The organism is Stenotrophomonas sp. Sm2128, from assembly GCF_030985535.1.
GTDB lineage: Bacteria > Pseudomonadota > Gammaproteobacteria > Xanthomonadales > Xanthomonadaceae > Stenotrophomonas > Stenotrophomonas maltophilia.
Genome location: NZ_JAPTFQ010000005.1, coordinates 26,186 through 52,204 on the forward strand (window position 1 = coordinate 26,186; position 26,019 = coordinate 52,204).

At 66.7% G+C, this 26,019-nt stretch carries 25 protein-coding genes; 22 read left to right on the top strand and 3 right to left on the bottom strand.

Features of this window, described 5'->3' with window-relative positions:
* The first annotated feature begins 63 nt into the window (after positions 1-63).
* From O0K41_RS02750 to O0K41_RS02830, 17 genes are all read left to right on the top strand, one after another.
* Positions 64-1,191: a metallophosphoesterase gene (locus O0K41_RS02750; protein ID WP_049451889.1), complete on the top strand. Its 1,128-nt coding sequence runs from the start codon at positions 64-66 to the stop codon at positions 1,189-1,191.
* A gap of 132 nt (positions 1,192-1,323) precedes the next feature.
* Positions 1,324-2,007, top strand: coding sequence for a response regulator (locus tag O0K41_RS02755; RefSeq protein ID WP_005408670.1), 684 nt, complete (start codon positions 1,324-1,326; stop codon positions 2,005-2,007).
* Positions 2,004-3,383, top strand: a complete 1,380-nt coding sequence (locus tag O0K41_RS02760) for a sensor histidine kinase (protein ID WP_005412674.1) — start codon at positions 2,004-2,006, stop codon at positions 3,381-3,383. The genes O0K41_RS02755 and O0K41_RS02760 overlap by 4 nt, the downstream gene beginning before the upstream one ends.
* Positions 3,384-3,462: 79 nt before the next feature.
* Positions 3,463-4,299, top strand: a complete 837-nt coding sequence (locus O0K41_RS02765; RefSeq protein ID WP_065179649.1) for an alpha/beta fold hydrolase — start codon at positions 3,463-3,465, stop codon at positions 4,297-4,299.
* Position 4,300: 1 nt separating this feature from the next.
* Entirely contained in the window at positions 4,301-4,660 is a 360-nt protein-coding gene (locus O0K41_RS02770; protein WP_012479558.1) for an EamA family transporter, read from the top strand.
* Complete coding sequence (locus tag O0K41_RS02775; RefSeq protein WP_005408666.1) at positions 4,657-5,055, top strand: DMT family transporter; 399 nt, start codon at positions 4,657-4,659, stop codon at positions 5,053-5,055. Before O0K41_RS02770 ends, O0K41_RS02775 begins: the two co-directional genes overlap by 4 nt.
* Positions 5,056-5,065: 10 nt before the next feature.
* A complete protein-coding gene (locus O0K41_RS02780) occupies positions 5,066-6,268 on the top strand; it encodes a DegT/DnrJ/EryC1/StrS family aminotransferase (protein ID WP_099605764.1) in 1,203 nt (400 codons plus the stop codon).
* A 174-nt stretch (positions 6,269-6,442) separates the two neighbouring features.
* Positions 6,443-7,159 (top strand): MtnX-like HAD-IB family phosphatase, encoded by a 717-nt coding sequence (locus O0K41_RS02785; RefSeq protein ID WP_005408664.1) that lies wholly within the window; start codon positions 6,443-6,445, stop codon positions 7,157-7,159.
* Positions 7,160-7,222: 63 nt separating this feature from the next.
* On the top strand, positions 7,223-8,623 hold the full coding sequence (locus O0K41_RS02790) for an aminotransferase class III-fold pyridoxal phosphate-dependent enzyme (RefSeq protein WP_005408663.1): 1,401 nt from the start codon (positions 7,223-7,225) through the stop codon (positions 8,621-8,623).
* Between the two features lie 29 nt (positions 8,624-8,652).
* Positions 8,653-9,717: a GNAT family N-acetyltransferase gene (locus tag O0K41_RS02795; protein WP_049451947.1), complete on the top strand. Its 1,065-nt coding sequence runs from the start codon at positions 8,653-8,655 to the stop codon at positions 9,715-9,717.
* A gap of 3 nt (positions 9,718-9,720) precedes the next feature.
* Positions 9,721-10,605, top strand: a complete 885-nt coding sequence (locus O0K41_RS02800) for a hypothetical protein (protein ID WP_099605765.1) — start codon at positions 9,721-9,723, stop codon at positions 10,603-10,605.
* Positions 10,606-10,750: 145 nt separating this feature from the next.
* A complete protein-coding gene (locus tag O0K41_RS02805; RefSeq protein WP_099605766.1) occupies positions 10,751-11,110 on the top strand; it encodes a VOC family protein in 360 nt (119 codons plus the stop codon).
* A gap of 67 nt (positions 11,111-11,177) precedes the next feature.
* Positions 11,178-11,390, top strand: coding sequence for a ParD-like family protein (locus tag O0K41_RS02810; RefSeq protein WP_149500872.1), 213 nt, complete (start codon positions 11,178-11,180; stop codon positions 11,388-11,390).
* Between the two features lie 10 nt (positions 11,391-11,400).
* Positions 11,401-12,192 carry a type I methionyl aminopeptidase gene (gene map, locus O0K41_RS02815; protein WP_204310886.1) on the top strand — a complete coding sequence of 264 codons (792 nt, stop codon included), beginning with the start codon at positions 11,401-11,403 and terminating at the stop codon, positions 12,190-12,192.
* Positions 12,193-12,283: 91 nt separating this feature from the next.
* Entirely contained in the window at positions 12,284-12,667 is a 384-nt protein-coding gene (locus O0K41_RS02820; RefSeq protein WP_164222435.1) for a BlaI/MecI/CopY family transcriptional regulator, read from the top strand.
* Complete coding sequence (locus O0K41_RS02825; RefSeq protein WP_149500870.1) at positions 12,664-14,133, top strand: M23/M56 family metallopeptidase; 1,470 nt, start codon at positions 12,664-12,666, stop codon at positions 14,131-14,133. Before O0K41_RS02820 ends, O0K41_RS02825 begins: the two co-directional genes overlap by 4 nt.
* Before the next feature lie 253 nt (positions 14,134-14,386).
* The gene (locus O0K41_RS02830; RefSeq protein WP_239503574.1) at positions 14,387-16,441 is read left to right on the top strand and encodes a TonB-dependent receptor; all 2,055 of its coding nucleotides are present in this window, start codon (positions 14,387-14,389) and stop codon (positions 16,439-16,441) included.
* Positions 16,442-16,491: 50 nt separating this feature from the next.
* Here the strand turns inward: O0K41_RS02830 and O0K41_RS02835 are convergent, their stop codons facing one another.
* On the bottom strand, positions 16,492-17,112 hold the full coding sequence (locus tag O0K41_RS02835) for a LysE/ArgO family amino acid transporter (protein WP_164222431.1): 621 nt from the start codon (positions 17,110-17,112) through the stop codon (positions 16,492-16,494).
* A gap of 106 nt (positions 17,113-17,218) precedes the next feature.
* On the opposite strand from O0K41_RS02835, the gene O0K41_RS02840 reads away from it, so the two are divergent.
* The 5 genes from O0K41_RS02840 (at position 17,219) to O0K41_RS02860 (ending at position 22,896) form a co-directional block, all read left to right on the top strand.
* A complete protein-coding gene (locus O0K41_RS02840; RefSeq protein WP_049417512.1) occupies positions 17,219-18,115 on the top strand; it encodes a LysR family transcriptional regulator ArgP in 897 nt (298 codons plus the stop codon).
* A gap of 78 nt (positions 18,116-18,193) precedes the next feature.
* Positions 18,194-19,594, top strand: a complete 1,401-nt coding sequence (locus tag O0K41_RS02845) for a TolC family protein (RefSeq protein WP_099605770.1) — start codon at positions 18,194-18,196, stop codon at positions 19,592-19,594.
* The gene (locus O0K41_RS02850; RefSeq protein WP_005408651.1) at positions 19,587-20,600 is read left to right on the top strand and encodes an efflux RND transporter periplasmic adaptor subunit; all 1,014 of its coding nucleotides are present in this window, start codon (positions 19,587-19,589) and stop codon (positions 20,598-20,600) included. The genes O0K41_RS02845 and O0K41_RS02850 overlap by 8 nt, the downstream gene beginning before the upstream one ends.
* Positions 20,585-21,772 (top strand): ABC transporter permease, encoded by a 1,188-nt coding sequence (locus tag O0K41_RS02855; protein ID WP_164222428.1) that lies wholly within the window; start codon positions 20,585-20,587, stop codon positions 21,770-21,772. The genes O0K41_RS02850 and O0K41_RS02855 overlap by 16 nt, the downstream gene beginning before the upstream one ends.
* Positions 21,769-22,896 carry an ABC transporter permease gene (locus O0K41_RS02860; protein ID WP_088436605.1) on the top strand — a complete coding sequence of 376 codons (1,128 nt, stop codon included), beginning with the start codon at positions 21,769-21,771 and terminating at the stop codon, positions 22,894-22,896. The genes O0K41_RS02855 and O0K41_RS02860 overlap by 4 nt, the downstream gene beginning before the upstream one ends.
* 128 nt (positions 22,897-23,024) lie before the next feature.
* Here the strand turns inward: O0K41_RS02860 and O0K41_RS02865 are convergent, their stop codons facing one another.
* Together O0K41_RS02865 and O0K41_RS02870 are read right to left on the bottom strand one after the other, a co-directional pair.
* Complete coding sequence (locus O0K41_RS02865; RefSeq protein WP_164222426.1) at positions 23,025-23,393, bottom strand: glycine zipper 2TM domain-containing protein; 369 nt, start codon at positions 23,391-23,393, stop codon at positions 23,025-23,027.
* A 165-nt stretch (positions 23,394-23,558) separates the two neighbouring features.
* A complete protein-coding gene (locus O0K41_RS02870; RefSeq protein ID WP_088436604.1) occupies positions 23,559-25,781 on the bottom strand; it encodes a methyl-accepting chemotaxis protein in 2,223 nt (740 codons plus the stop codon).
* Between the last annotated feature and the right edge of the window lie 238 nt (positions 25,782-26,019).

Sequence of the window (26,019 nt, forward strand, 5' to 3'; positions counted from 1 at the left end):
CGCGCACACCGACGGACGCCCGCGCCGGTTAGCATCGGATCTTTCCGCCGCTGGATGCCGCCGATGTCGCGCTGTCGCCCTTCCCTGCTGACCGCCCTGCTGTTGCCGCTGCTGGCCTGCGCCACAGCAACCACGCAGGCCCGCGAGGTTGCCGCGCCCGCCGACCACGTACAGGCCGATGGACCCTATGTGTTCCGCCAGGGCAACCAGCTGCAGGCCAGATGGATCTGCGACGACAAGGTCGAGTCTCACACACTTGCCACGCAGGCCGCAGGCACCGACATCACCCCGCGTTGCGGCTACGAACACAGCGTGCACGTGGCCGCCCCGAATGCTCCGTCGGTCTCCGTGCTGCCGGCCGTGCCGCGCATCGTGGCGCTGTCCGACATCCACGGCCAGTACGGGCTGCTGGTGCGCCTGCTGCGTGCCCACAAGGTCATCGACGCACAGGACCGCTGGGCGCTGGGCAAGGACACCCTGGTCATCGCCGGCGATGTGTTCGACCGCGGCCCGCAGGTAACCGAAGCCTTCTGGCTGCTGTATGGCCTGCAGCAGCAGGCGGCCGCCGCCGGCGGCGCGGTGCACTTCGTGCTCGGCAACCACGAGACCATGGTGCTGTACGACGACCTGCGCTACGTCAACCCGAAATACCTGCGCAGCGCCCAGCTGCTCGGCCGCAGCTACCCGCAGCTGTATGGCGCCGACTCGGTGATCGGCCAGTGGCTGCGCACCCGCCCGGTGCTGCTGAAGATCGGCGATACCCTGTTCCTGCACGGCGGCATCTCGCCCGAGGCGGTGCAGCTGGCGCTGGACCCGGCACGCACCAACGCGGCCTATCAGGCCTCGCTGGGCCTGCCCAAGGCCGAAGTGAAGGCCGACCCGGCCACCGCACCGCTGTATGACGGCAAGACCAGCCCGATCTGGTACCGCGGCTATTTCGATGGCCGCCTCGACACCGCGGGTGTGCAGGCTGTGCTCGACCGCCTGCAGCTCAAGCGCATCGTGGTTGGCCATACCTCGATGCCGCACGTCAGCAGCTTCCACGGCGACCGCGTGATCGCCATCGACAGCAGCATCAAGAACGGCGAGAACGGCGAACTGCTGTTCATCGAGGGTGGCAAGCTCAGCCGTGGCCTGCTGGATGGTTCGCGGGTGCCGCTGGCGCTCGGTGAGCCGGGCCTGCAGGACTGAATGGAGGGACAGCGCGACGGTGCCGGGAGGTGCCGACGCGCTCCACCTGCAGCCGGTTTGCGGCTACCCTCGGCAGCCGAGAGGCCCACCCCCGTCCATCCGGTGGGCCTGACCGTTACAGGAGCCCCGCGCATGCGCGTTCTGATTGCTGAAGACGACCCGGATATCGCCTCCGGCCTGTGCGCCTCGCTGCGCCGGCAGGGGCACGTGGTCGACCACGTCGACAACGGTGCGCACGCCGATGCTGCACTGGGCTCGACGCAGTACGCGCTGCTGGTACTGGACCTGGGGCTGCCGCAGCTGGATGGCCGCGACGTGCTGCAGCGCCTGCGCCAGCGCGGTGATGGCCTCGCAGTGCTGGTGGTGACCGCCCGTGACGGCCTGGCCGAGCGCGTGCGTGTGCTCGACCTGGGTGCCGATGACTACCTGGTCAAGCCGTTCGCGCTGGACGAGTTCGAAGCGCGCGTGCGCGCCCAGCTGCGCCGGGTCACCAGCAATGGCAACCCGGACCTGCGCATCGGCCGCCTTCGCATCGACCTGGCCGGGCATCGGGTGTGGATCGACGACCAGTCGCTGGAACTGACCGCACGCGAGTTCGGCCTGCTGTCGGCACTGGCAGTGCGCGCCGAGCGCATCGTGTCACGCGCGCAGTTGGTGGAAGCGCTGTGCGACTGGGGCCAGGACCTGACCGACAACGGCCTGGACATCGCCCTGCACCGCCTGCGCCGCAAGCTGCAGCCCGGCGGCATGGGCATCCGCACCGTGCGCGGGCTGGGCTACATGCTGGAAGACGCGCAGGACGACAGCACCCCGTGATCAGTGGACCGCCCAGCCTGCGCCGGCGCCTGCTCGCCTTCCTGGCGCTGCCGATGCTGGGTCTGCTCACCTTCAACACGATCCTGGCCTACTACGTTGCGCTGGACTATTCCAACCGCATCCACGACCGCAACCTGATCGACGACACGCATTCGTTCGCGCAGATGCTGAGCACCATGCCGGTGACCAGCGACCTGTCGCCGCAGGCGCGCTTCCTGATCGAGTATGACCCCGACGGCCATCGCTACTTCAACGTCGACAGCAGCCGCATGGGTACGCTCAGCGGCAATGCCGACTTCAGCCCGTATGCCCCTTCTCAGGACTGCACCGGCGTGCATCCGGCGCTGTACGACGGCAACCTCAATGGCCAGCAGGTGCGCATGGCCACGGTCTGCACGCAGGCGATGAACGATCCGCAGGACCAGCTGGCGGTGACCGTGGCCGAGAGCATGGCCGACCGCCGACAGCGGGCGCGCGAGATCCTGATGATCATCATCCCGCTGATGACCATGCTGGCGCTGGGCACCGCAGCACTGGTCTGGTTCGGCGTGACCTACGGCCTGCGCATCCTCACGCCGCTGAGGACCCGCCTGGCGCAGCGCCGTGGCGAACTGGCACCGATCTCCGACGCCGACGTACCGGAGGAGATCCAGCCACTGATCAGCACCATCGACGATCTGTTTGCCCGCCAGGCGGAAATGATCACCCTGCAGAACCGCTTCATTGCCGATGCCGCGCACCAGCTGCGTTCGCCGCTGGCGGGCATGGCCCTGCACGTGGACCAGGCGCTGGCACACGGTGACCCCGATACGGTGCGCGAGGCGCTGCAGCACATCCGCCGGCTCAACCAGCGCACTGCCCGGGTCAGCACCCAGCTGCTGGCGCTGAGCCGGGCGCAGACCGTGCCCGATACCGTGGAAGCACTGGACCTGTGCGAGCTGGTGCCGCAGTGGGTTGGCATGCGCGTGCCGGAGGCGATCCGCGATGGCATCGACCTCGGCTACCGCGGCAGCCCCCATCCGCTGCGTGTGCTCGGCAACGGCGCCATGCTGCAGGAGGCGCTGGACAACCTGATCGACAACGCCCTGCGTTATGCCGGCCGCAATGCCACCGTCACGGTGGGCGTGCACGCGCTGGACGACAATGATGTCGAACTCTATGTGGAAGACAACGGCCCCGGCGTGCCCGACGACGTGATGCCACGGCTGGGCGAGCGCTTCTTCCGGGCGCCGGGCACCGCTGCCAGCGGCACCGGCCTCGGCCTGGCCATCGCGCACGAGGCGGTAGAGCACTTCGGCGGCCGCCTGAGCTTCCTCAACCGCCCGGGCGGGGGGCTCAAGGTCGCCATCACGCTGCCGCTGCTGAAGGCCCCCTGACCCGGCTCGGCGCGCTGAAAGGCTGGTGAAAATCGCGCTTGCGATCCTGCCATCCCCACTGCCGTCCCGGAGCCGCCAGGTGACCGAATCGCACGACTTCTTCCTCCCCGGTGGCCCCCAGGGCGTGCTGCTGGTCCATGGCCTGACCGGCACCCCGGCGGAAATGCGCATGCTGGGCAAGGGCCTGAACAATGCCGGCTTCACCGTCCACGGCGTGCAACTGCCCGGCCATTGCGGCACCGTGGATGACCTGCTGGCGACCACCTGGGAACAGTGGTACCAGGGCGTGGAAGATGCGGCGGCCGCCCTGCGCGGCAAGGTCGACCAGCTGTTCGTGGGTGGCCTGTCGATGGGCGCGGTACTCTCGCTGGCGTTGGCGGCACGTCGCCCGGAGTGGGTATCCGGCGTGGGCGTGTACGGCGCCACTTTCCGTTACGACGGCTGGAACATTCCCGCCGTGGCCCGCTTCTCGTTCCTGCTGCCGTGGTTCAAGCGCTTCAACATCGGCCGCGACCGCATGTTCATGGAAGAACCGCCGTACGGCCTGCGCGACGAGCGCCTGCGCGCGCAGGTCAGCGCCGCAATGCTGTCCGGCGACAGCGCGGCTGCCGGCCTGCCGGGCAACCCCTGGCATGCGCTGGCCGAGATGCGTGCGCTGAGCCAGTGGACCCGCCGCCACCTGCACCAGGTCACCGCACCGTGCCTGGTGATGCACGCCCGCGAAGACGATGTGGCCAGCATGGGCAACGCCGAGCTGGTGATGTCGCGGGTCAGCGGCCCGAAGGAACTGGTGGTGCTGGAAGACAGCTACCACATGATCACCATCGATCGCGAACGCCGCGATGTGATCCGTCGCAGCGCGCGCTTTTTCACCGAGATCGGTGAACGCACGGGCGTGCTCAAGGCGGTGGCCTGAGATGGGGGCACTCGCCACCCTGCTGTGGCTGGCCAATGTGGTACTCGATACCGGTGGCCAGCTCGCCTTCAAGGCCGCCGCCAGCGACCCGCAGGAAGGCGAAGGACTGCAACGCTGGAAACACATGCTCAGCCGCCCCTGGCTGTGGATCGGCATCGCCTGCTACGTGCTCGAGTTCGTGGCCTGGATTGCGTTCCTGTCGCTGGTGCCGCTGTCCAAGGGCGTGCTGCTGGGCTCGATCAACATCGTTGCGTTGATGATCGCCGGTCGTTTCCTGTTCCGCGAGAAGCTCACGCCGCTGCGGGTGACCGGCATGCTGCTGGTCACCGCGGGCGTGGCGGTGGTGGGGGCCGGCTCATGAGGCGCCTGTATGTGATCGGTTTCCCGCTGCTGATGGCCTTCGACACGCTGGCCCAGCTGTGCTTCAAGTACGCCGGTGACGCCGCGCTGCCGGTCGAGGCCAACACCGCCTGGCTGCTGCGCGTGCTGTCGCAGCCGTGGGTGTATGGCGCCATCCTCGGCTACGTGGGTGCGTTCTTCACCTGGATGAGCCTGCTGCGCCATGCGCCGATCGGCCCGGCGTTCGCGGCCTCGCACCTGGAAGTGATCAGCGTGCTGCTGCTGTCGGCGTGGCTGTTGAACGAGCCACTGACCCTGCACCATCTGCTCGGTGCGGTACTGATCGTGGCCGGCATCGTCTGCCTCGGCCGCGCTGAAGCGGACGACCCGCACAGTCCCGCCGAAAGCGCGTCGTGAGTGGGCTGCGATGAGCCTGTTCGCGCGCGAACTGCCACCTACCGCTGGCCTGCCGATTCAGGCCAGCGATTTCCTGCCCGGTGGTGGCGACCTGCGCGAAGTCCTGGCCAGCCAGCTCGGCACACCGCCACTGCAGCTGACCTGTTCCGGCACGCACGCACTGCTGATCGCGCTGCGTACGCTGCGCAAGCGCGCGCCAAGGCGCGACACCGTGATCATGCCGGCCTATACCTGCCCGCTGGTGCCGATCGCGGTGCACAGCCTGGGCCTGCGCGCGCAATTGTGCGACACCCGTCATGGCCACTTCGATTTCGACCCTGGCCAGCTCAAGCGCCTGGCCGATGCACGCACGCTGGCGATCCTGCCCACTCACCTGGGCGGGCGCATCGCCGATGTCGAGCTGGCCTGCGAGGTTGCGCGCGGCGCCGGCGCCTGGGTGATCGAGGATGCCGCGCAGGCGCTCGGCGCACGCGTTGGCAACACCAGTGTCGGCCTGCGTGGCGATATCGGATTCTTCAGCCTGGCTGCCGGCAAGGGCCTGAGCCTGCATGAAGGCGGCCTGCTGGTCAGCCGTGACGACGAACTGCGTGCTGCGCTGGCCGAACATGCCGTCCAGCACGTTCGCTCCAGCCTGCGCTGGGAGCTGCTGCGCAGCGTGCAGTTGATCGGCCTTGCTGCCTGCTATCGCCCTTCGCTGCTGTCGCTGGTGTATGGCAATCCATTGCGCAGTGCGCTTCAACGCGACGATCTGGAAGAAGCGGTCGGTGACATTTTCCCGCTTGATATACCGCAGCACCGGGTCAGCCACTGGCGGCAGAACATCGGCGCGCGTGCCGCGCGGCGCTTGCCGGCGTTCCTGCAGGCCGGTCGCCTGCGTGCGTTGCAGCTGCGCGTGCAGCTGGCACAGCTGCCAGCCGTTGAGGTGGTCGACGGCCTCGCCGGCAGCGGTGGCACCTGGCCACTGCTGATGCTGCTGCTGCCCAGCCAGCGCGCCCGCGATGCCGTGCTGAAAGACCTGTGGCCACGTGGTCTCGGCGCCAGCCGCATGTTCATCCATGCCCTGCCCGGCTACGCGTACCTGCGCGGCATCGTGCCGCAGGACGACATGCCCAATGCACGCGACTTCGCCGCACGCATGCTGACCCTTGGCAACAGCGCCTGGCAGACCCGCGAAGAGACTGCCGAAATACTGCAGTTCCTGGCCCGCGCCTGACCCGAACGTGCACGCGTAGCCTGCCCTCCGCGCATTCATCCGTGCACCTTCCTGAACGTTTTCCCAGCCTGTCAGAAGAGCCTTTCAACAGGAAAGGAACGAGAAAGGCGGCCTGCCTACATTGAGCCTGCCCCGGCATCGGGCCGGGCGTTTCTTTCATCGACGGACCTGCCCATGCACTGGAGCATCCTGTGTGACTTCGACGGCACCATCAGCCTCGAAGATGTCATCGACTCGCTGCTGGAAAAGTACGGCCAGCCGGGCTGGCAGGAACTGGAAGACCAGTGGAAAGCGGGAAAGATCGGCTCGCGTGAATGCATGCAGGGCCAGGTGCGGCTGCTGAAACTGGACCCGGCCACGCTCGACGCCCATCTGGACCAGGTACAGATCGATCCGGGCTTCGCCGCCTTTGTCAGCCGTGCCGAACAACTGGGCCTGCCGCTGCGCATCGTCAGTGACGGCCTGGACTATGCGATCCACCGCATCCTGGCCAACCACGGCCTGTCGCAGCTGCCGGTGGTGGCCAACCACCTGCGCTGGTGCGAAGACCATTGGGAACTGGAGTCGCCCTACCAGGCCGAAGGCTGCCGCAGTGGCACCTGCAAGTGCACCTGCGCCGCGCAGGCGCGCGCCAACGAAGCACCGCGCGTGCTGATGATCGGTGACGGCAGCTCGGATTTCTGTGTGTCCGAAGACGCCGACTTCGTGTTCGCCAAGCGCCGCCTGATTACCCATTGCACGAATGCCGGCATCGAGCATGCCGCCATCGACACCTTCCACGATGCAGTCGCACTGTTGCCGCGCCTGCTCGATGGCAGCCTGCTGCAGCCACGTCGCATCGACGCCCGTCCGCAGCCCGCCGCACTGCCCCCGCTGCTGGCCACCGCCTGAGCACTCCCTCCAAGCACGCTCCCCCGTCGCCCCTTTCGAACGTCCTTCACGGAACCGAACTGCATGAACATTTTTGACAAGAACGCCGACGCCGCTGCCTCCGACGCGCAGCTGCTGGCCGACGAAGCCCGCTACAGCTCCTTCGGCGATACCGTCCACTACGTCGACCCGCCGAAGATCTTCCAGCGCGGCGAAGGCAGCTACATGTTCGACGGTGCGGGCGTGCCCTACCTCGATCTGCAGATGTGGTACTCGGCCTGCAACTTCGGCTACAGCAACAAGCGCCTGAATGACGCGCTGAAGGACCAGATCGACACCCTGCCGCAGGTCGCCAGCCAGTACCTGCATCCGACCCGCGTGCAGCTGGCCAAGACCATTGCCGTGGACATGCACGAGAAGTTCGGCCTCGACGGTCGCGTGCATTTCAATGTCGGCGGCGCGCAGGCCATTGAAGACTCGCTGAAGATCGTGCGCAACGCGCGCGGCGGCAAGAGCCTGATGTTCGCCTTCGAAGGCGGCTACCACGGCCGCACCCTGGGTGCCTCGTCGATCACCTCCAGCTACCGCTACCGCCGCCGCTACGGCCACTTTGGCGAGCGCGCGATGTTCATCCCGTTCCCATACCCCTTCCGTCGCCCGAAGGGCATGACCCCGGACGAGTATTCCGACCACTGCGTGTGGCAGTTCGAGCGCCTGTTCGAAAGCGAATACAACGGCGTGTGGGACCCCAAGGTCGGCCAGGCCGAGTACGCCGCGTTCTACGTCGAGCCGATCCAGGGCACCGGTGGCTACGTCATTCCGCCGCGCAACTTCTTCACCGGCCTCAAGCGCGTGCTGGACAAGTACGGCATCCTGATGGTGGTCGATGAGATCCAGATGGGCTTCTGGCGTACCGGCAAGCTGTGGTCGATCGAGCACTTCGGCGTGACCCCGGACGTGCTGGTGTTCGGCAAGGCGCTGACCAACGGCCTGAACCCGCTGTCCGGCCTGTGGGCACGCGAAGAGCTGATCAACCCGACCGTGTTCCCGCCGGGTTCCACCCACTCCACCTTCAACTCCAACCCGCTGGGCACCCGCCTGGGCCTGGAAGTGTTGAAGCTGGGCAAGGAAATGGACTACGAGCGCACCGTGCCGGAAAAGGGCGCGTACTTCCTCGACGGCCTGCGTGGCCTGCAGAAGCGCCACCCGGAAATCGGCGACGTCGACGGCCTGGGCCTGGCCCTGCGCGCCGAAATCTGCCAGGCCGACGGCTACACCCCGAACAAGGAACTGCTGGACCGCATGGTCGACATCGGCCTGGCCGGTGACCTCCTGCACGACGGCAAGCGCATGGGCCTCGTGCTCGACGTGGGTGGCTGGTACAAGAACGTGATCACCTTCGCGCCGTCGCTGGACATCAGCTACGAAGAGATCGACCTGGCGATCACCCTGCTCGACCAGGCGCTGACCAAGGCCAAGGGCTGAGGTTGGATGGGCTGCCGGTTCCCGTGCCGATGGAAATGACGTCACGCGCATCCAGCACCGCGCTGGAACCGGCCGCGCTGCTGGAGGGCTTCCTGGCCCACCCGCCGCTCGGATTCGAGGCAGGCCGCCTTCCCAGCGGCCTGCCGACCTTCCGTGCGCCGCTGGACCTGACCACTACAATGGACGACGAACTGCGCGGCAGGCTGCTCGGCCTGCCGCTGTCGCGCCTGTGGCGGCCATGGATCACTTGGAAGACCCGTTTCGTCGGTGCCACCAGCACCGAGTACACCCCGTTGCCGGCACACATCGCGCCTGAGGCGCTGGCCGAGGACGTGACGCGTCACGCGATCGGCGATACCCGGCTGCTGGTGGTCAAGGACCTGGCCATCGATTCACCGCTGCTGGACGACGCGGCCAATGCGCACAGCGCGGCGTTCCTGCAGGCCTTGCTGGCGCGCGGCTTCGTTGAACTGGAAGGCATGCCGCTTGCCTGGGTGGCGATCGATTTCGATTCGCTCGATGGCTACCTCGGCCGCCTGTCGCCCTCGCGCCGCAAGAACATCCGGCGCAAGCTCCGTTCGCGTGATGACCTGCAGGTCGACTGCATCGCCACCGGTGATCCCGCCTTGGCCGACCCACGGCTGCAGGCCGAGTTGTATGCGCTGTACCTGGGCGTGTATGCGCAGAGCGCGGTGCATTTCGACCAGCTCGACCTGACCTATTTCCAGTACCTGCTGGCCGACAGCCAGGGCCAGGGACGAATGTTCCTGTACCGCCACCAAGGTCAGCTGATCGGCTGGAACCTGTGCTACATCCACGCCGGAAAGCTGGTGGACAAGTACATCGGTCTGGCCTACCCGCAGTCACGCGAGCACAACCTGTACGCGGTGAGCTGGATGCACAACCTCGAGTACGCGCTGCTGCATGGCCTGAGCCACTACGTGGCCGGCTGGACCGACTCGCGGATCAAGGCCGAACTGGGCGCCCGCTTCACCTCCACCCGGCACGCGATCCACGCCCGTTCCCCGCTGCTGCGCACTGCCCTGCGCAAGCTGGCGCCGCATCTGCAGGGCGAACCTGATGGAGGCGGTTGAACGATGCTGTTGCGTTCTCCGTTGATCCTCGACCTGGACGGTGGCGTGCTGCCGCTGCCCCAGGCGCAGACCCTGGCCCTGCCGCAGTGGCACGACCCGCTGCGCTTCGCCTGCAGCACTGCCACCCTGCACCGTTTCGCCGCCGAAGTGCTGGCGCCGCTGCCCGCGCAGCTCGGCACCGTGATGCTGGGCAGTGGCGACTTCCATCATCTCAGCCTGCCGCTGTTGTGCCGCATGCGCACACAGGCGCCGTTCCAGCTGGTAGTGCTGGACAACCATCCGGACAACATGCGTTTTCCGTTCGGCATGCATTGTGGCTCATGGGTGAATGCAGCCAGCAAGCTGCCGCAGATCTCGCACATCCATGTGCTCGGCATTACCTCCAGCGACATCGGCCTCGGCCATGCCTGGGAGAACCACTGGCGCCCGCTGCTGGGCGGTCGCTTGACGTACTGGTGCATGGACGTGGATGTCAGCTGGGGCCATCGCCTCGGCATGGGCCGTGCATTCCGACGCTTCGAGCATCCGGAGGGACTGGTCGCCGCGTTCGCTGCCGAACAGGCCAAGTCGCCGCAGCCGACCTACCTGTCGATCGACAAGGACGTGTTCGCCGAGGACGTCGCGCGCAGCAACTGGGACCAGGGCCGATTCCAGCTGGAAGACGCACTGGTGGTGATCGAGGCGCTGCGTGCCGGCGGCCTGGTCGGCAGTGACATCACCGGGGAAGTGTCGCTGGCCAACTACCAGAGTCGCTTCAAGCGCTGGTTGTCGTCGCTGGATGGCCAACCAGACATCAGCGCCGAAGATCTTCCTGCCTGGCAGGCGCGTCACCAGCAGGTGAACCGCGAACTGCTGGCGGCAATCGCTGCCGTACCGAGGGCCTGCTGACCGCGTCGGTAATGCCGGCCGCTGGCCGGCATGGCTTCGGTAGTGCCGGCCGCTGGCCGGCAATGCCAACCGAGGTTGGCATCTACCAGACCAATGCCGGCCAGCGGCCGGCACTACACTGGACTCCCGTCCCGGAGCCCTCGCCATGCCCCAGACCGTCATCCCGCAACTGCGCATGCGCCACGCCGACACCACCCTGCCGTTCTACGTGCAGGGGCTGGGTTTCGTGGTCGACTGGGAACACCGCTTCGAACCCGGCTTCCCACTGTTCGCCCAGCTCACCCGCGACGGCCAGACGATCTTCCTCACCGAACACAGCGGCGACTGCGAGGTCGGCGGCGCGGTGTACTTCATCGTCGACGACGTCGACAACCTGCACCGCGCCTTCAGTGCCGCCAACGTGCCGATCGAGCAGCCCCCGCATGACACCGAATGGGGCACCCGCGAAGTGCTGCTGCGCGACCCCGATGGCAACCGGCTGCGCTTCGCCACCCACACCGACTGAATGACGTTGGCTTGAGATGGATATACGAAACATATACGCTTCGTATATTCATACTTCGAGGCCATCCATGGGCATCGTCAACATCGATGACACCCTGCACGACCAGCTGCGCCGTGCCTGTACCGTCTCCAGCCGCTCGATCAACGCCCAGGCCAGCTTCTGGATCCGGGTCGGCATGCTCTGCGAGCTGAACCCGACGCTGAGCTTCCAGGACATCGTCGCCAGCGAGCTGCGCGCGGCCGGCGTGCAGCCGCCGCTGCTGCCCCCGGGCCAGGTCTGAGCCGATGGGCATCATCAAGCGCCCCGACGAAATCGCGTTGATGGCCGAATCCGGGCGCCTGCTGGCGCAGGTGTTCGCCGCGCTCGACCAGCTGCCGCTGCAGGGCCGCAGCACGATGGAGATCAACGAATTCGTCGAGCGCATGATCGTCGATGAGCTGCAGGCACGGCCGGCCAGCAAGGGCCAGTACGGCTTCCCGTATGTGCTCAATACCTCGATCGACAACGTCATCTGCCACGGCGTGCCCAGCACCACCGACGTGCTGCGCAACGGCCAGATCGTCAACCTCGACATCACCCTGGAAAAGAACGGCTACATCGCCGACTCCAGCACCACCTACCTGGTCGGTGATGTCGACTACGCCGCGCGCCGGCTGGTGCAGACCGCCTACCAGGCGATGTGGAAAGGCATCGCCGCGGTGCGCCCCGGCGCACGCCTGGGCGACATCGGCCACGCCATCGCCCGCCACGCACGCAGCCACGGCTACAGCGTGGTGAAGGAGTACTGCGGCCACGGCATCGGCCAGGAGATGCATGAGGAACCGCAGATCCTGCACTACGGGCATCCCAACACCGGCATGGTGCTGGAAGAAGGGATGGTGTTCACCATCGAGCCGATGCTCAACCAGGGCAAGCCGGCCATCCGCCAGCAGCCGGACGAATGGCCGGTCTACACCCGCGACGGCAAGCTGTCGGCGCAGTTCGAACACACCGTGGCGGTCACCGGCAGCGGCGTGCGCGTGCTGACCCTGCGCCCCGGCGAGACACCGTTGTGCGCCATCGACCGGATGGCGACCGGCTGACCTCAGCACCTCCGCGCCTTGATGTGCCTCTTGCATGGCGTGCGACATCTGTCGCACACTCACGACATCAATCGCACGCACAGGTCTGACCATGCCCCGCGTCCCAACACCTTCGAACGCCGAACTGGAGTTGTTGAAGTGCCTGTGGCGCGACGGCGCCTGCAGCGCGCGTGAATTGCACAACGCGGCAGCTGCCGCACTGGACTGGTCGTACTCGTCCACGCGCAAGACGCTGGAACGGATGGTCGACAAGGGCATGGTGAAAGAGGGCAGCCAGCACGGTCTGAATGTCTACAGTGCCAAGGTCGGCAAGGTGGCCACCCTGGCCGCACTCAGTGCCGACTTCGCTCGTCGCGTACTGGAGATCGACGGGCCGCTGCCGACCCAGGCATTCGCCGAAAGCCGCCTGCTGAGCGACAAGGAAATCGAGCAACTGCAGGCGCTGCTGCTCCAGGATGACGAGGACCAGCCATGAGCCTGTCATCAACCGCGCCGTGGATGATCAGCCTCGCTGCGAGCCTGCTGGGGGCTGGCCTGGCCTGGTACGGCGCGCAATCGCTGCAGCGGCTGCTCAGGCTTTCACATGCGTCGACACGCTTTTGGCTGGGGGCGTGGTTGTGTGCCGTGCTGCCCCCCTTGCTTGCGCTGTTGCTGCCGGTGCAGGCGGCACCGTTGCAGAAGCTGGCCAGCGCATTGCCCGTTGCGCTGGACAGCGGCACCGCCGTACTGCGGCCAGTGCAACAACTGCCTGCACTCGCGGCGACCGAGCCATTGATGGCTTGGCTGACGCCACTGCTGCTGACCGTCTATATCGCGGGGGTCATGCTGACCCTCGTTCGTTGGGCATTGGCCAGCGGCCGGCTGCGGGCCCTGCTACGCCGCAGCCACCCGCTGCAGACTGCGCAGTTGCCTGGCCCGCAATCGCACCACGCTGTGCAGGGGCTTCAGCAGGAAGGCGTCGCGTTGCGCATTGTAGAAGGCAGCGGCACGCCGTTCGCCCTGTGCAGGCCGCAGCCGCAGATCATCCTGCCCACGGCATGCCTGGCCCTGCCTGATCGTACGCTTCGCCTGGTCATCGGCCACGAGGCGGCCCACCTGCAGCGCCGCGACCCCCAGCGCGCTGCGCTGATGCGGTTTGTTGGTGCGCTGTACTGGTTCAATCCCTTCGTTCGACGCATTGCCGCGCGCATGCAACTGGCCGCCGAACTGCAATGCGATGCGCGAGCACTGGCCGAGGGTGGCGCCGCCAACGACGGCCGTCTGTTGGCCCACGCCTATGTCCAGACCCTTCGCTACGCGACGGCCGTGCAGCCGACCAGCGCCCTCACCCATCGCGATCTCGGCGGCCACCAGGTGCGCCTGCAGCACATGCTGAAGGGTGACAACGGTCGCCGCCCAGGCCTCACCAGCGTCCTGCTGCTGCTCGCACTGGGCTCTGCCTGCACAGTCGGCGTGGCCACCGTACAGGCGACCGTGGTGGCAGGACCGACGCCCGTGACGCTGCCACTCCCCATCGCATCGGTAACACTGGTGGAAGCCACGCTGCCACCTCCGTCATTCTTCATGCCACTGTCCAATGCGCGGGTCACCAGCGTGTTCGGGCACGTCGCCGACTTCCGCCAGAGCGCCCACCACGGCACCGACTTCGCCGCGCGCCGTGGCACCGCCGTGCTCGCCCCCGCCGACGGCACCGTGATCGCTGCCACGCACGCCTATCCCGATGGTGCGAACTACGGCACGGTTGTCGTGATCGATCACGGCGGTGGCTGGCAGTCGCTGTTTGCACACCTGCAGGACTTCGCGGTACAGCCAGGCCAGCAGGTGCGCAGGGGCGATCCCATCGCCCGCAGCGGCAACACCGGGCGCACTACCGGCCCACACCTGCACATGGAACTGCTGCGCAACGGAACACGAGTGGACCCGCAGCACTGGTTGCAGTAATGCACTGACCGGCGCCCTGCCGCCGCCCTCCATGCATCGTTTCGATACCCGGCCGCGGGAGGACCTGCTGCGGCCCGCTGTCCCGCCGTGACAAAGGAACCGCACGACCATGCGTCGATCTTCGCCCTCCCCGACAACACTGCGGCCACACGCGGGCGTGTGGCTCACCATTGGCTGCCTGATGGGACCAGCGAATGCCATGGCCCTTCCACCAACGACACCCTCCCCTTCAAACACGACCGATCTGGATGCAGTGCACGTCCAGTCCGAGCGCTACGACGCTCGCCGTGACGACACTGCGAGCCGCATCGTGGTGGACCGCGAGGCGCTGCAACGGCATGGCGATACCGACCTGCTGGAGGCACTCAAGCGCTTGCCCGGTGTCAGCGTTTCGAACGGCGCACCGGGCCGTCCAGGCACCGTGTCACTACGCGGCCTGGGCGCGGGCTACACGCAGATCCTGTTGAACGGCCAGCGCACACCCGCCGGTTTCAGCCTGGACTCACTGGCCACCGATCTGATCGAGCGCATCGAAATCCTGCGCGCGCCCTCCGCTGATCAGGGCATGGGTGCCATCGCCGGCACACTCAACATCGTCACCCGTGCACCGGTTGCAAAAGACAGTCAACGGCTGACGGTTTCATGGACGGATACCCAAGGGCGCATGACCCCGTCAGCGAGCTGGCGGCAGGCCCGTTCCAATCTCGACCGTGATGTTTCACTGACCGCCACGGCAACCGCCCGCGCATTCCTGGCGGAGGAACGCAACAGAGAGGACGCCTGGGATGGTGTTGGTACGCCGTTGCTGCATCGACAATCGCGCCTGCGTGCCACCGGCCAACGCAACAGCGTTTCGCTCTCGCCCTCACTGACGTTCAGAACCAGCGATGACATCACCCTTTCGCTGCAGGCCCTGGTGGACGCGTCCGACTTCCGTCGCGACATGACCATTGATTGGGACACGCTGCTGGGCCCGGCACTACGCACTCCCCATTACCGGCAACGCACGCACCTGCGCCTTGACCAGGGCCAGGTCAGTGCAGAGTGGGAGAAAGAACTGTCGGATGGAGGCAGCCTGAACCTGCGCCTGGCAATGGACGGAAACCGGGAGGACTACCGCTTTCGCGAACAAGGACAGGATGAGGCACAGCAGGATAATCTTTTCGATCGCACCGATGCGAAGCTGCACGTGCTGGGTGGCACCACCCGCGTGAAGTGGACCCTGCCGGCGTGGGGCCGCCATACACTGCAGGTCGGTGCCGAAAGCAGCATGGACTCGCGGCGTGAATCCCGAGTGCAGCAATTGCATTCTTCCCCCAGCGAACCATCGACGGTCAGCGACCTCTCCTTCGATGCGCGGCTGAATCGCGTGGCGCTGTACGCGCAGGATGAGTTTCCTTGGGGCGCGCGCAGTGCCTTCTACGTCGGCGGTCGCTGGGAACAGCTGCAGACCCGCAGCGAAGGTCGGAATTTCGCCACCACGCGTCACCGTGCCAGCGTGTTCACGCCGGTCCTGCAGGGCCTGTGGAAGCGTGCAAAGGGCAAGGACCAGCTACGGGTCTCATTGAGCCGCAGCTTCCGCGCACCAGCGCTGCGCTCGCTGGTCCCGCGTCCGTACACCTCTACCAACAACCGTCCACTGAACCCCGACGAGATCGGGAATCCATCGCTGCGTCCGGAACTGGCGTGGGGTCTGGATGCGGCTTGGGAAATGCACGGCGGTGAAGGTACTCAAGGAAGCATCGGCGGCTACCTGCGTCGCATCGATGCACCGATCCGCAATGAAACGGTGCTACGTGACGGGCGCTGGGTATCGACGCCGGTCAACGGTACCCGCGCCATGGCCTGGGGAATCGAGATGGATGGCAGGATGCCGCTGGCACGCCTGTACCGCAGAGGGCCGGATATCGAGCTGCGCGGCAACGCCACCTGGAACCACTCCCGGGTCAGGGATCTTCCCGGGCCTGACAATCGGATTGAAGACCAGGTGCCATTCACCGCCAATGCGTCGCTCGATTACCGCATCTCATCGCGCTGGAGCAGCGGCCTGGCCTACACCCATCGCAGCGGAGGCAGAATACGCTACAGCCTGAGCGAGCTGGACATCACGTCCTATCGACGCGAACTGGAAGCCTGGGCACAGTACGCGACCGAGCGGCACGGCAAGCTGCGCTTGACCGCCTCGAACCTGTTGGCGCAGGACATCGAGACCGGCCAGTGGCGTTTCGACGAAGGCGGGTCGCAGGTACTTCGCAACACCCGACGTTCCGTACCCAGCCTTCGCCTGCAATGGGAGCTCCCGCTGTGATCGATGTATGCACGAAGTACGACTCAAGCGCGCGGTACCCGACCGCGCACTCATGGCGATAGAGGACGCAACAGCAACAACGTCGCAAGGCAGAACATGAACATCGCCACGCCAGCATCCAGCACCCGCCACGCAGACGGCCTGCGGAACACCGGCTGCAACAGGCGCGCGCCATAGCCCAGCGTGCAGAACCAGGCCACGCTGGCGAGGCAGGCACCCGCGGCGAAGGCCCAGCGCAGATCGCCCGGATAGCGCGTGGACAGGCTGCCCAGCAACACCACCGTATCCAGATAGACGTGCGGGTTGAGCAGGGTGAAAGCCAGGCAGGTCAGCAGCACCTGGCGCCCACTGCCGCCCTGCGCCTCGGCGGCGGCCAGCGCGCTGCCACCTCGCCACGCGCGTAACCCTGCCTGCAGGCCATACCAGAGCAGGAAGGCCGCGCCACCGAAACGCAGCACCTGCAGCAGCAACGGCCACTGCAGCACCAGCGCGCCCATGCCGCCCACGCCGGCCAGGATCAACGCGATATCCGCGCCGGCGCAGGCCAGCACCACCCTGCCCACATGACGTTGTTGCAGGCCTTGGCGCAGCACGAAGGCATTCTGTGCGCCGATGGCGATGATCAGGCCGGCGCCCGCGAAGAGGCCGGCGACGGTAGCGGCAATCCACATCGGGACAGGCCAGGCAGCGAGGGGACGCGCAGGGTGCGGCCAACAGCCTTGTTTAGACAAACTGATTTTTCTTTATCCTGTGCAGGAAAACTGAAGAGGCACCGGCATGGACCTGGTACACCCGCAACTGGCCGCGTTTGCCGCGGTGCTGGAGGAAGGCAGCTTCGAGGCTGCGGCACGCCGCCTGTCGATCAGCCCATCAGCACTGTCGCAGCGGATCAAGGCTCTGGAAGACCGGCTCGGGCAGGTGCTGGTGGTGCGCCAGGCGCCATGCCGCCCCACCGCCGCCGGTGAGGCGCTGCTGCGCCGGGTGCGACCGATGCAGGCGCTGGAGGCCGAGGCATTGGCCGAGCTGCTACCCGAGCGTGGCAGCAGCGACGCTGCGCGCACCCCGATCCCGCTGGCGGTCAATGATGATTCGCTCGATACGTGGTTCGTGCCGGCCATCGCCGACCTGCACCAGCGCCATGGCTACCTGTTCGACCTGCGCATGGACGACCAGGACCACACCCTGCGGTTGCTGCGCGACGGCAGCGTGCTGGGTGCGGTCACCGCCGAAAGCCAGCCGGTGAAGGGCTGCAACGTACACCCGCTCGGCGCCATGCGCTACCAAGCGATTGCTTCGCCCGGCTTCGCCCGCCAGTACTTCAGCGATGGCATGGACGCCACGGCGCTGGCACGCGCGCCGATGCTGGTGTTCAACCGCAAAGATGAACTGCAGTGGCGCTTCGTGCGTCGCCTGACCCGCGCGCGGCTGCAGCCGCCGCTACACTACCTGCCCTCCTCCACCGGTTTCGTCGAAGCCGCCGCGTGCGGACTCGGCTGGGGCCTGGCCCCGGAAACCCTGGCCGCGCCCGCTGTGCGCGCCGGCCGCGTGGTGGTACTGGAACCCCGCCGCTGGTTCGATGTGCCGTTGTACTGGCAGCATGCCGCCGTGCGCTCAAGCACGCTGCAGCACATCACCCAGGCGCTGCGTACTGCGGCCAGCGGCACCCTTCGTTGAGGAAAGACCGATGACCGCAGACCCGGGCTTCACACGATGCGCACTACCGTTTGCGCACTTCTTTACCACTGGGACGGCATGGGCGTGATCGGCCGACGTACAAGGATGCACCGCGCGAAAGTCGCGTTGACCCTGGCAGCCTGCCTGCCGCTTGCGGCGGCAGCGCAGAGCAGTGCCGATGCACCCGCACTGGACTGGGAACAGGCGCGGCAACGCCTGGAGCAGGTCTCCGATGCGCTGGCCGCTGCCGATGCAGCCGTTCGCAATAAGCAGGACCTGCAGGACGCCACCCGGCTGCTGCGCCTGCCGGAGATCACCGGCGAAGTGCGCCGCCTGCAGTTCCAGAAGACGCTCACTCTGCCGCTGGGCTCACTGGCGCCGGTGGCTGAAGCCTTCGGCATCGATTCGCCGCTGTCGTTCACCGAGCGCGACTGGCGCACCCGTCCAGTGGTCACTGCGGTGCTGCCGCTGTACACCGGCGGCGTGATTCCGGCCGCGCAGCGTGCGGCCAGTGCCGCCCACGAACAGGCCAGCGCCGAGCGCGAAGCACAACGTCAATCGCTGACCGTGCAGCTGGCCCAGGCCTACTTCGGGCAGCGCCTGGCCGAGCAGGCGGTGGACGTGCGCCGTGACGTGCGCGATGGCCTCAACCGCCACCTGTCCGATGCAGAGAAGCTGGAACGCGAGGGTTTCGCCACCCGCGCCCAGCGCCTGCAGGCCACCGTGGCCCGCGACAAGGCCGAGCGCGAATACCAGAAGACAGTGAACGACCTGGCCACGCTGAAGGCCGCACTGGCCACGCTGCTGCGCAGTGGTGGCGAGGTGCAGCCGGTTTCGCCGCTGTTCGTGCAGCGCGTGCCGCTGGAACCGGTGGCCAGCTTCGAGCGTACTGCGCAGGCGCGCCAGCCGCAGATCGCACGCCTGCGGGCCATGGTGGCGCAGGCCGAACAGGGCGTGCGCGTGCAGCAGGCCAAGCTGAAACCGCAGATCTTTGCCTTCGGCCAGTACGACTTCCGCCGCCGCGACGAAATGCTGACCGATCCGGACTGGGCGTTTGGCATCGGCCTGAAGTACACCTTCCTGTCGCCGAACTCGCGGCCGGCGCAGATCAGCGCCGCGCGTGCGCAGCAGGACCAGGCCGAAGCGGGCCTGCGCGAGGCCGAGAACCAGGTCGCGCTGGGCGTGCGCAAGGCCTGGAACGAACTGGAAACCGCGCGCCAGCAGTACGTGCTGCTCGACAGCAGCATCACCCAGGCACAGGAAAACCTGCGCCTGCAGGAGCTGGCGTTCCGCGAGGGCCAGGCCACCTCGCTGGATGTGATCGACGCGCGGCTCGGCCTCGGCGGTGCCCGTGTAGAGCGCGCACAGGCCGCCTACCAATACGATATTGCGCTGGCGCAGTTGCTGGAGGTCAGTGGACAGATGGACCGTTTTGAAGAATTCCGGCGCCGTGCGGACGAGGTGATCGACCATGAGTGATGTGCTGCACGACGATGCGACAACACCCCCGGCCAAGCGCCGCCTGGGCCCGATCCTGGTAGTGGCGCTGCTGGTCGCGGTGGTGCTCGGCCTGTGGCTGGCCTGGCGCAGCCCGGCCGACCAGATCCAGGGCATGGCCGACGCGGACACCATCAACGTGGCCGCCAAGATCACCGCCCGCGTGGCGGAGTTGAAGGTGCGCGAGGGCGACCGCGTGCAGCCCGGGCAGGTGCTGTTCCTGCTCGACAGCCCCGAAGTGGCCGCCAAGGAACAGCAGGCCCACGGCGCGTTGGCCGCCGCACAGGCGGTGGCCGACAAGGCCGACGAAGGCGCGCGCAGCGAAGACATCCGCGCCGCCGAAGCGAACTGGAAGCGCGCCGAAGCCGGTGCGACGCTGGCCGAAGCCACCTACCAGCGCGTGCAGAACCTGTTCAACGAAGGGGTGATGACCCGGCAGAAGCGCGATGAAGCGCATGCCCAGGCCACCAGTTCGCGCGAACTGGCCCGTGCCGCGCGCGCGCAGTACGACATGGCGTTGGCCGGCGCACGCGAGCAGGACAAGCGTGCCGCGCAGGGCCAGGTGCAGCAGGCGCAGGGCGCGGTGGCCGAAGTCAACGCCGCCCGTGCCGAAGTCGAAGGACGCGCGCCGGTGGCGGGCGAGATCAACAAGCGCATGGCCGACCCGGGCGAGCTGGTGCCGGCCGGCTACCCGGTATTCACCCTGGTCGACATTGATCGCATGTGGGTGGCGATGAACCTGCGCGAATCACAGATGCAGGGCCTGAAGGTCGGCAGCAAGCTGCAGGGCAACGTGCCGGCACTCGGCCTGGACGGCGAGTTCGAGGTCTACTTCATCAACCCTGCCGGCGACTATGCGACCTGGCGTACCACCCGCCAGTCGTCCGGCTACGACGTCCGCAGTTTCGAGGTGCGGGTGCGCCCGGTACGCCGCATCGAGGGCTTCCGCCCCGGCATGAGCGTGCTGTTCGCATGGCCCCAGCACTGAGCCCGGACCGCAACGGCTTCGCTGCTTCGTGGCGGCGCGAGCTGCAGTCGCTGCGCGGCAACCGTGCCGACCTGCTGCTGGTCACCGTGCTGCCCCTGCTGATGCTGGCGGTGATGGCGTGGATGTTCTCGCCGTCGGTGATGCGCGACATCCGCATTGCCGTGGTCGACCTCGACCACAGCAGTGACAGCCGCCTGCTGCTGCGCATGCTCGATGCCAGCCCCGGCGTACGCATCGCCAGCCAGCCGGCGGACCTGGAGGACGCGCGTTCGCAGCTGCGCAGGCTGGATGTGTTTGCCATCGTACTGGTGCCGCGCGATGTCACCCGGCAGGCGCTGCGTGGACGCCAGGGCACGGTGTTCGCCTATTACAACGCCACCTATATGACCACCGGCCAATCTGCGTCACGCGATATCGGCGACGCAGTCTCGGCCTGGAACGCACGCCTGCTGCGCGAACGCATCGGCCTGCAGGTCGGCCCCGGAAAGCTGCGTGCGGCACCGATCGCGGTGCAGTCGGACATCCTGTACAACCCTGCGCGTAGCTACGAGTTGTTCCTGCTGCCGCTGATCTTCCCAGCCGTGCTGTCGCTGGTACTGGCACTTGCGGTGGCCGGCAGCCTCGGCCGCGAGATCCGCGACGGCACCCTGCCCGCCTGGCTGGGTCGAACGCCGTGGTCGGCGATTGCGGGCAAGGTCACGCCGTACATCCTGCTGTTTTCGCTGTATGGCGCGCTCGGCATCGGTTACCTGGCCTGGCTGCGCGGCGATGGTGTGGCCGGCAGCGTGCTCCTGCTGCTGCTCGCACAGCCACTGTTCTACCTGGCCACGGCCGCCTACGCATTGTTCTTCGTCGGCGTCACCCGCGACATGGGTACCGCGCTGTCCGCGGTCGGCCTCAGCATCGGCACCGCACTGGCGTTCTCCAGCGCTACCTTCCCGGTGCTGGATGGCCCCCTGTTCACCCGCATCTGGCATCAGCTGCTGCCACTCAGCGCCTACATCAAGCTGCAGACCCAGCAGCAGTTCATCGGTTCGCCGCTGCAGGTTTCGGTGTGGCCGTTGGCCACATTGCTGCTGATGGCGGTGGTGGCAGGAGGCATTGGCGGCCTGCGCCTGATCGCCTTTGCGCGCACGCCGGAAGCCGCACAGCCTGCGGGAGCCGACGCATGAGCGCACTCTGGCGCAGCCTGCGGCAGACCCTGATGGCGGTGCTCTGCGACCGCTACGCGATCGTGGTGATGGTCGGCGCGGTGATCCTGTATTCCTTCTTCTACCCGGCCGCGTACCGTCACCAGGTGGCCGGCAACCTGCCGGTGCTGGTGGTGGACGAAGACCACAGCGCGACCAGCCGCGAGCTGCTGCGCAAGCTCGATGCACTCCGCGTTGCACGCGTGGTCGGGCAACCGGCGGACATCGACAGTGCGCGCCAGCAACTGGAAGCCGGCCACGCCGAAGGCATCGTGCTGATCCCGGCCAACCTGGAGCGCGACATCCTGCGCGGCCACCCGGCCAAGCTGGTGCTGCTCGGCAACGGCGCCTACCTGGGCCGTGCCAGCTGGGTGCTGGGCAGCGTGGCCGACGCACTGGGCGCGTTCGGGCGTGACGCCGTGGTCGGCCAGGCCGCCTTCATGGGCGCGCCACAGGCGCCGCCGGTCACCCTGGTGCAGCGCCCGCTGTACAACACCCAGGAAGGCTATGGTAGCGCCATCGTGCCCGGCGTGGCCGAGCTGATCGTGCACCAGACCCTGCTGATGGGCATCGGCGTGCTGCTCGGTGGTCGTCGTCTGGCACTCGGCCGGCGCCTGCGCTTCGACCTGCCGACCCTGGCCGGCATGGCGATGGGCTTCGGCCTGATCGGCCTGTTCGGCCTGTTCTGGTACGCCGGGTTCACCGCCTGGGTGCAGGACTATCCGCGCGGCGGGAACCCACTGGGCCAGCTGCTGGGCGGCACCCTGTTCATCGCCGCTACCGTGGTTTTCGGCCTGTTCGTCGGCAGCTTCTTCCGCACCCGCGAACGCGCCTTCCAGTACATCATCGCTACCTCGATCCCGCTGTTCTTCCTGGCCAACCTGTCGTGGCCGGCAGTGATGACGCCGCAACCGCTGGTCTGGCTGGCGCAGCTGCTGCCTACCACCTCCGGCATCAACCTGATGGTGCGCCTGAACCAGATGGACGCCAGCCTGGCCGACGTCAGCCACGAACTGATCACCCTCACCGTCCTGCTGCTGCTCTACGGCAGCCTCGCCACCTGGCGCCTCCTCGCAAAAAAGGGGACGGAGGGGATTAGGTCGTAAACGGCCGGTTTGGGGGATTGCGACTTAATTCCCTCCGTCCCCTTTTTCCTGCAACGAAGAACGCCGGCGTGGGGCCGGCGTTCGGGTACTGCGGTGTGGAAGGGGAAACGGGGACTTTCGGCGATCGATCAGCGATAGACGCGTTCGCAGCGACGTTCAACCACGCGGTCACCGTTCTTCTGCTGCTGGTTGCCTTGGATCTGGCGGCCGGCCGCACCACCGGCCACAGCGCCGGCCACGGTTGCAAGCTTCTTGCCGTTACCGCCGCCCACCTGGTTGCCCAGCAGGCCGCCGATCACTGCGCCGGTAGCGGTACCCGTGATGCGGTTCGGATCGCGCGAGTTGCGCTGCACTTCCACGTTCTTGCAGACCACGCGACTGCCGTCATTGAACTTGCGTCCCTCATCGCGCGGCCCATACGTCTGCGCACCGGCCACCGACGAAGCCGCCAGCAGCGTGCCCAGCACAAGAAATCGGGTCGAGGTCTTCATGGCCATCTCCTGAGTTCCGGTATGGCGCAAGTGTCCTCCTGCGGTTGGCAACCGGAAGTGAAATGCGCGTGTCCGCCGCCTCATCGGCCATCGCGCGTTCAGGAAGAAATCCGCGCCCATCACGATCAGCCAGCGTGATAGGCGCTGTCTTCCTACCGGCATTGCCCTCTGCTAGAACTCTTCCCAACCGCCCGCATTGGCGGCCAGCGTCGGTTCCATCCGCGGCGGCAGCACCGCCGGCCGGCGTACCGGTGCAACCGATGCCGCCACGGCTGCCAGCGCCGGGCGGACCGCTGCGGCGGCGGTCACCGCCCCCGTGCGGAACACCGAAACTGCTTCGGCCAGCAGGTTGGCCTGCTCTTCCATGGAGCGTGCCGCCGCGCTGGCTTCTTCCACCAGCGCCGCATTCTGCTGCGTGGTCTCGTCCATCTGCACCACCGCCTGGTTCACCTGTTCGATGCCCGAGCTCTGCTCCTGCGAGGCGGCGGAGATATCGGCCATGATGTCGGTGACGCGCTGCACCGACGCCACGATCTCGCCCATCGTGGTGCCGGCCTGGCGGACCAGCGCCGATCCATCGGCGACCTTGCCGACCGAATCCTCGATCAGGCCTTTGATCTCTTTGGCCGCACCGGCCGAGCGCTGTGCCAGCGTGCGCACCTCACTGGCCACCACCGCAAAGCCCCTGCCCTGCTCGCCGGCACGCGCGGCTTCCACCGCCGCGTTCAGTGCCAGGATGTTGGTCTGGAAGGCGATGCCGTCGATGACACTGATGATCTCGGCGATCTTCTTCGACGAGGCTTCGATGGCCGACATCGTGGTGACCACCTGTCCGACCACCTCGCCGCCCTGCGAGGCGACACCGTGCGCGCCGATGGCGAGTTGGTTGGCCTGGCGTGCGTGCTCGGCGTTCTGCTTCACGGTGGAGGTTAGCTCCTCCATCGACGCCGCCGTCTCTTCCAGGTTCGCCGCCTGCTGCTCGGTGCGACGCGACAGATCGGTGTTGCCCGACGCGATCTCGCCTGCCGCCAGGTTGATGCTGGACGCGCTGGACTGGATACGGCCGACAATCTGCTTGAGCTGATCGACGGTGGCATTGCAGTCATCGCGCATGCGGGCAAACACGCCGTGGAAGTCGCCCTGCATGCGCACGGTGAGGTCACCGCGCGAGATCGCCTGCAGCAGGGTCGACACCTGCACCAGGTTCTCGTCGGTGGTCTGCATCAGGCGATTGAGCCCGGCCACCATGTCGCGGAACTCATAGGCGAAGCGATCTTCATCGCCGCGCAGGCTGAAGTCGCCTGCGGCTGCAGCCGTCGCCAGGCGGCGGATCTCACCGTTGATCGCCGACAGGCTGGTCTTGGTTTCGTCCATGGCCTGGGTGATTGCGGCCTTCTCGCCCGGCAACGGATCCATGTCCACTGACAGATCACCGCGGGCGTAATGCTTCATTACTTCGATCAGCCGGTTCTGCACCTGCACATGCGAGCCGACCAGCGCATTGGTCTCGTGCACCATGCGCCCGTAGTCGCCAGGAAAAGCACTCTCGTCCATGCGATAGCTGAGGCTGCCCGCGTCGTGCTGGCGGGCCAGTTCACCCTGCGCCGCCATCACCGACTGCAACTGCGCCTGCATGCGCTGCATCGACCTGAGCAGCTGCGTCACCTCATCGTTGCCGGACGCGTCGATGCTGTTGTCCAGCCGCCCGTTGGCGATGCCGTCGGCCAGCTTCACCGCACCTTCCAGCGGGCGGGTCAGGCTACGGGTGATGGCCCACGCGGCCAGCGAGCCCAGTACCAGGCTCAACGCGCCGAACACGATCGACAACGTGCCGGTCCAGGATTCGGTTGAACGGTATTCCTCGCGACTGCGCTCGGTCAGTGTCTCCTGATGCCGCAGCAGGGTCGAGATCGCCTCATTCCATGCGGTGGCCAAGCCGTGCTCGGCGAGCAGTTCCTTGGCCGCGCCGTCGAAATCACCGGCCTTCATGCGCTCGTGCAGATGCTGGGTGGAGGCGTCGGTGGCCTTGCGTGCCGCGTCGATTTTCGCCACCAGGGCATCACCAGTGGCGTCGCGTGGAATCTTGATGTACTTGGCCCAGATACCGTCGTAGGTCTGCGACAGCTCCTGCGCCTTCTGATAATCCTTGTCGAAATCCTCACCGCGCTTGATCACCATCAGCCGGCGATGCATCAGCACCGCGTTGTTGGTATCCAGCATGTCGTTCAACAGCCGCATCTTCACCATGTTGACGTCCACCACTTTCTCGAACTGGGCGGACTTCAGGTGGTTTCCGTACAGCACGAGGCCAACGATGGCCATGATGAACAGCAGCAGCAGACCGAAGCCGGCGCCAAGCCGGGATCCCACACGGAGATTACGTAAGGCAAGCATCTCAATTCCCTTGATCGTGGCCGTACGTTCGATGGCGGCGCAGCGAAGGGAAACTTTACGGGACTTTATATATGGACCGATCCAAATATATGGAACTGTGCAGGCAGTCAGAAAACAAGGCGGCAGATAATGGCGCCATATCATTATCGAATACCGCTGACACGCCAGCGCCCGATGAAAATCACGCGGATTTAACACCATAATCATGCCAGCTCCATCCGAAGCGGCCCTGGATTAT

Excerpts from the sequence above, each read along its gene's own strand:
- O0K41_RS02750 (WP_049451889.1), top strand. The coding sequence starts at position 64 with ATGTCGCGCTGTCGCCCTTCCCTGCTGACCGCCCTGCTGTTGCCGCTG.
- O0K41_RS02755 (WP_005408670.1), top strand. The coding sequence starts at position 1,324 with ATGCGCGTTCTGATTGCTGAAGACGACCCGGATATCGCCTCCGGCCTG.
- O0K41_RS02770 (WP_012479558.1), top strand. The coding sequence starts at position 4,301 with ATGGGGGCACTCGCCACCCTGCTGTGGCTGGCCAATGTGGTACTCGAT.
- O0K41_RS02775 (WP_005408666.1), top strand. The coding sequence starts at position 4,657 with ATGAGGCGCCTGTATGTGATCGGTTTCCCGCTGCTGATGGCCTTCGAC.
- O0K41_RS02780 (WP_099605764.1), top strand. The coding sequence starts at position 5,066 with ATGAGCCTGTTCGCGCGCGAACTGCCACCTACCGCTGGCCTGCCGATT.
- O0K41_RS02785 (WP_005408664.1), top strand. The coding sequence starts at position 6,443 with ATGCACTGGAGCATCCTGTGTGACTTCGACGGCACCATCAGCCTCGAA.
- O0K41_RS02790 (WP_005408663.1), top strand. The coding sequence starts at position 7,223 with ATGAACATTTTTGACAAGAACGCCGACGCCGCTGCCTCCGACGCGCAG.
- O0K41_RS02795 (WP_049451947.1), top strand. The coding sequence starts at position 8,653 with ATGGAAATGACGTCACGCGCATCCAGCACCGCGCTGGAACCGGCCGCG.
- O0K41_RS02800 (WP_099605765.1), top strand. The coding sequence starts at position 9,721 with ATGCTGTTGCGTTCTCCGTTGATCCTCGACCTGGACGGTGGCGTGCTG.
- O0K41_RS02805 (WP_099605766.1), top strand. The coding sequence starts at position 10,751 with ATGCCCCAGACCGTCATCCCGCAACTGCGCATGCGCCACGCCGACACC.
- O0K41_RS02810 (WP_149500872.1), top strand. The coding sequence starts at position 11,178 with ATGGGCATCGTCAACATCGATGACACCCTGCACGACCAGCTGCGCCGT.
- O0K41_RS02820 (WP_164222435.1), top strand. The coding sequence starts at position 12,284 with ATGCCCCGCGTCCCAACACCTTCGAACGCCGAACTGGAGTTGTTGAAG.
- O0K41_RS02825 (WP_149500870.1), top strand. The coding sequence starts at position 12,664 with ATGAGCCTGTCATCAACCGCGCCGTGGATGATCAGCCTCGCTGCGAGC.
- O0K41_RS02835 (WP_164222431.1), bottom strand. The coding sequence starts at position 17,112 with ATGTGGATTGCCGCTACCGTCGCCGGCCTCTTCGCGGGCGCCGGCCTG.
- O0K41_RS02840 (WP_049417512.1), top strand. The coding sequence starts at position 17,219 with ATGGACCTGGTACACCCGCAACTGGCCGCGTTTGCCGCGGTGCTGGAG.
- O0K41_RS02845 (WP_099605770.1), top strand. The coding sequence starts at position 18,194 with ATGGGCGTGATCGGCCGACGTACAAGGATGCACCGCGCGAAAGTCGCG.
- O0K41_RS02850 (WP_005408651.1), top strand. The coding sequence starts at position 19,587 with ATGAGTGATGTGCTGCACGACGATGCGACAACACCCCCGGCCAAGCGC.
- O0K41_RS02855 (WP_164222428.1), top strand. The coding sequence starts at position 20,585 with ATGGCCCCAGCACTGAGCCCGGACCGCAACGGCTTCGCTGCTTCGTGG.
- O0K41_RS02860 (WP_088436605.1), top strand. The coding sequence starts at position 21,769 with ATGAGCGCACTCTGGCGCAGCCTGCGGCAGACCCTGATGGCGGTGCTC.
- O0K41_RS02865 (WP_164222426.1), bottom strand. The coding sequence starts at position 23,393 with ATGGCCATGAAGACCTCGACCCGATTTCTTGTGCTGGGCACGCTGCTG.
- O0K41_RS02870 (WP_088436604.1), bottom strand. The coding sequence starts at position 25,781 with ATGCTTGCCTTACGTAATCTCCGTGTGGGATCCCGGCTTGGCGCCGGC.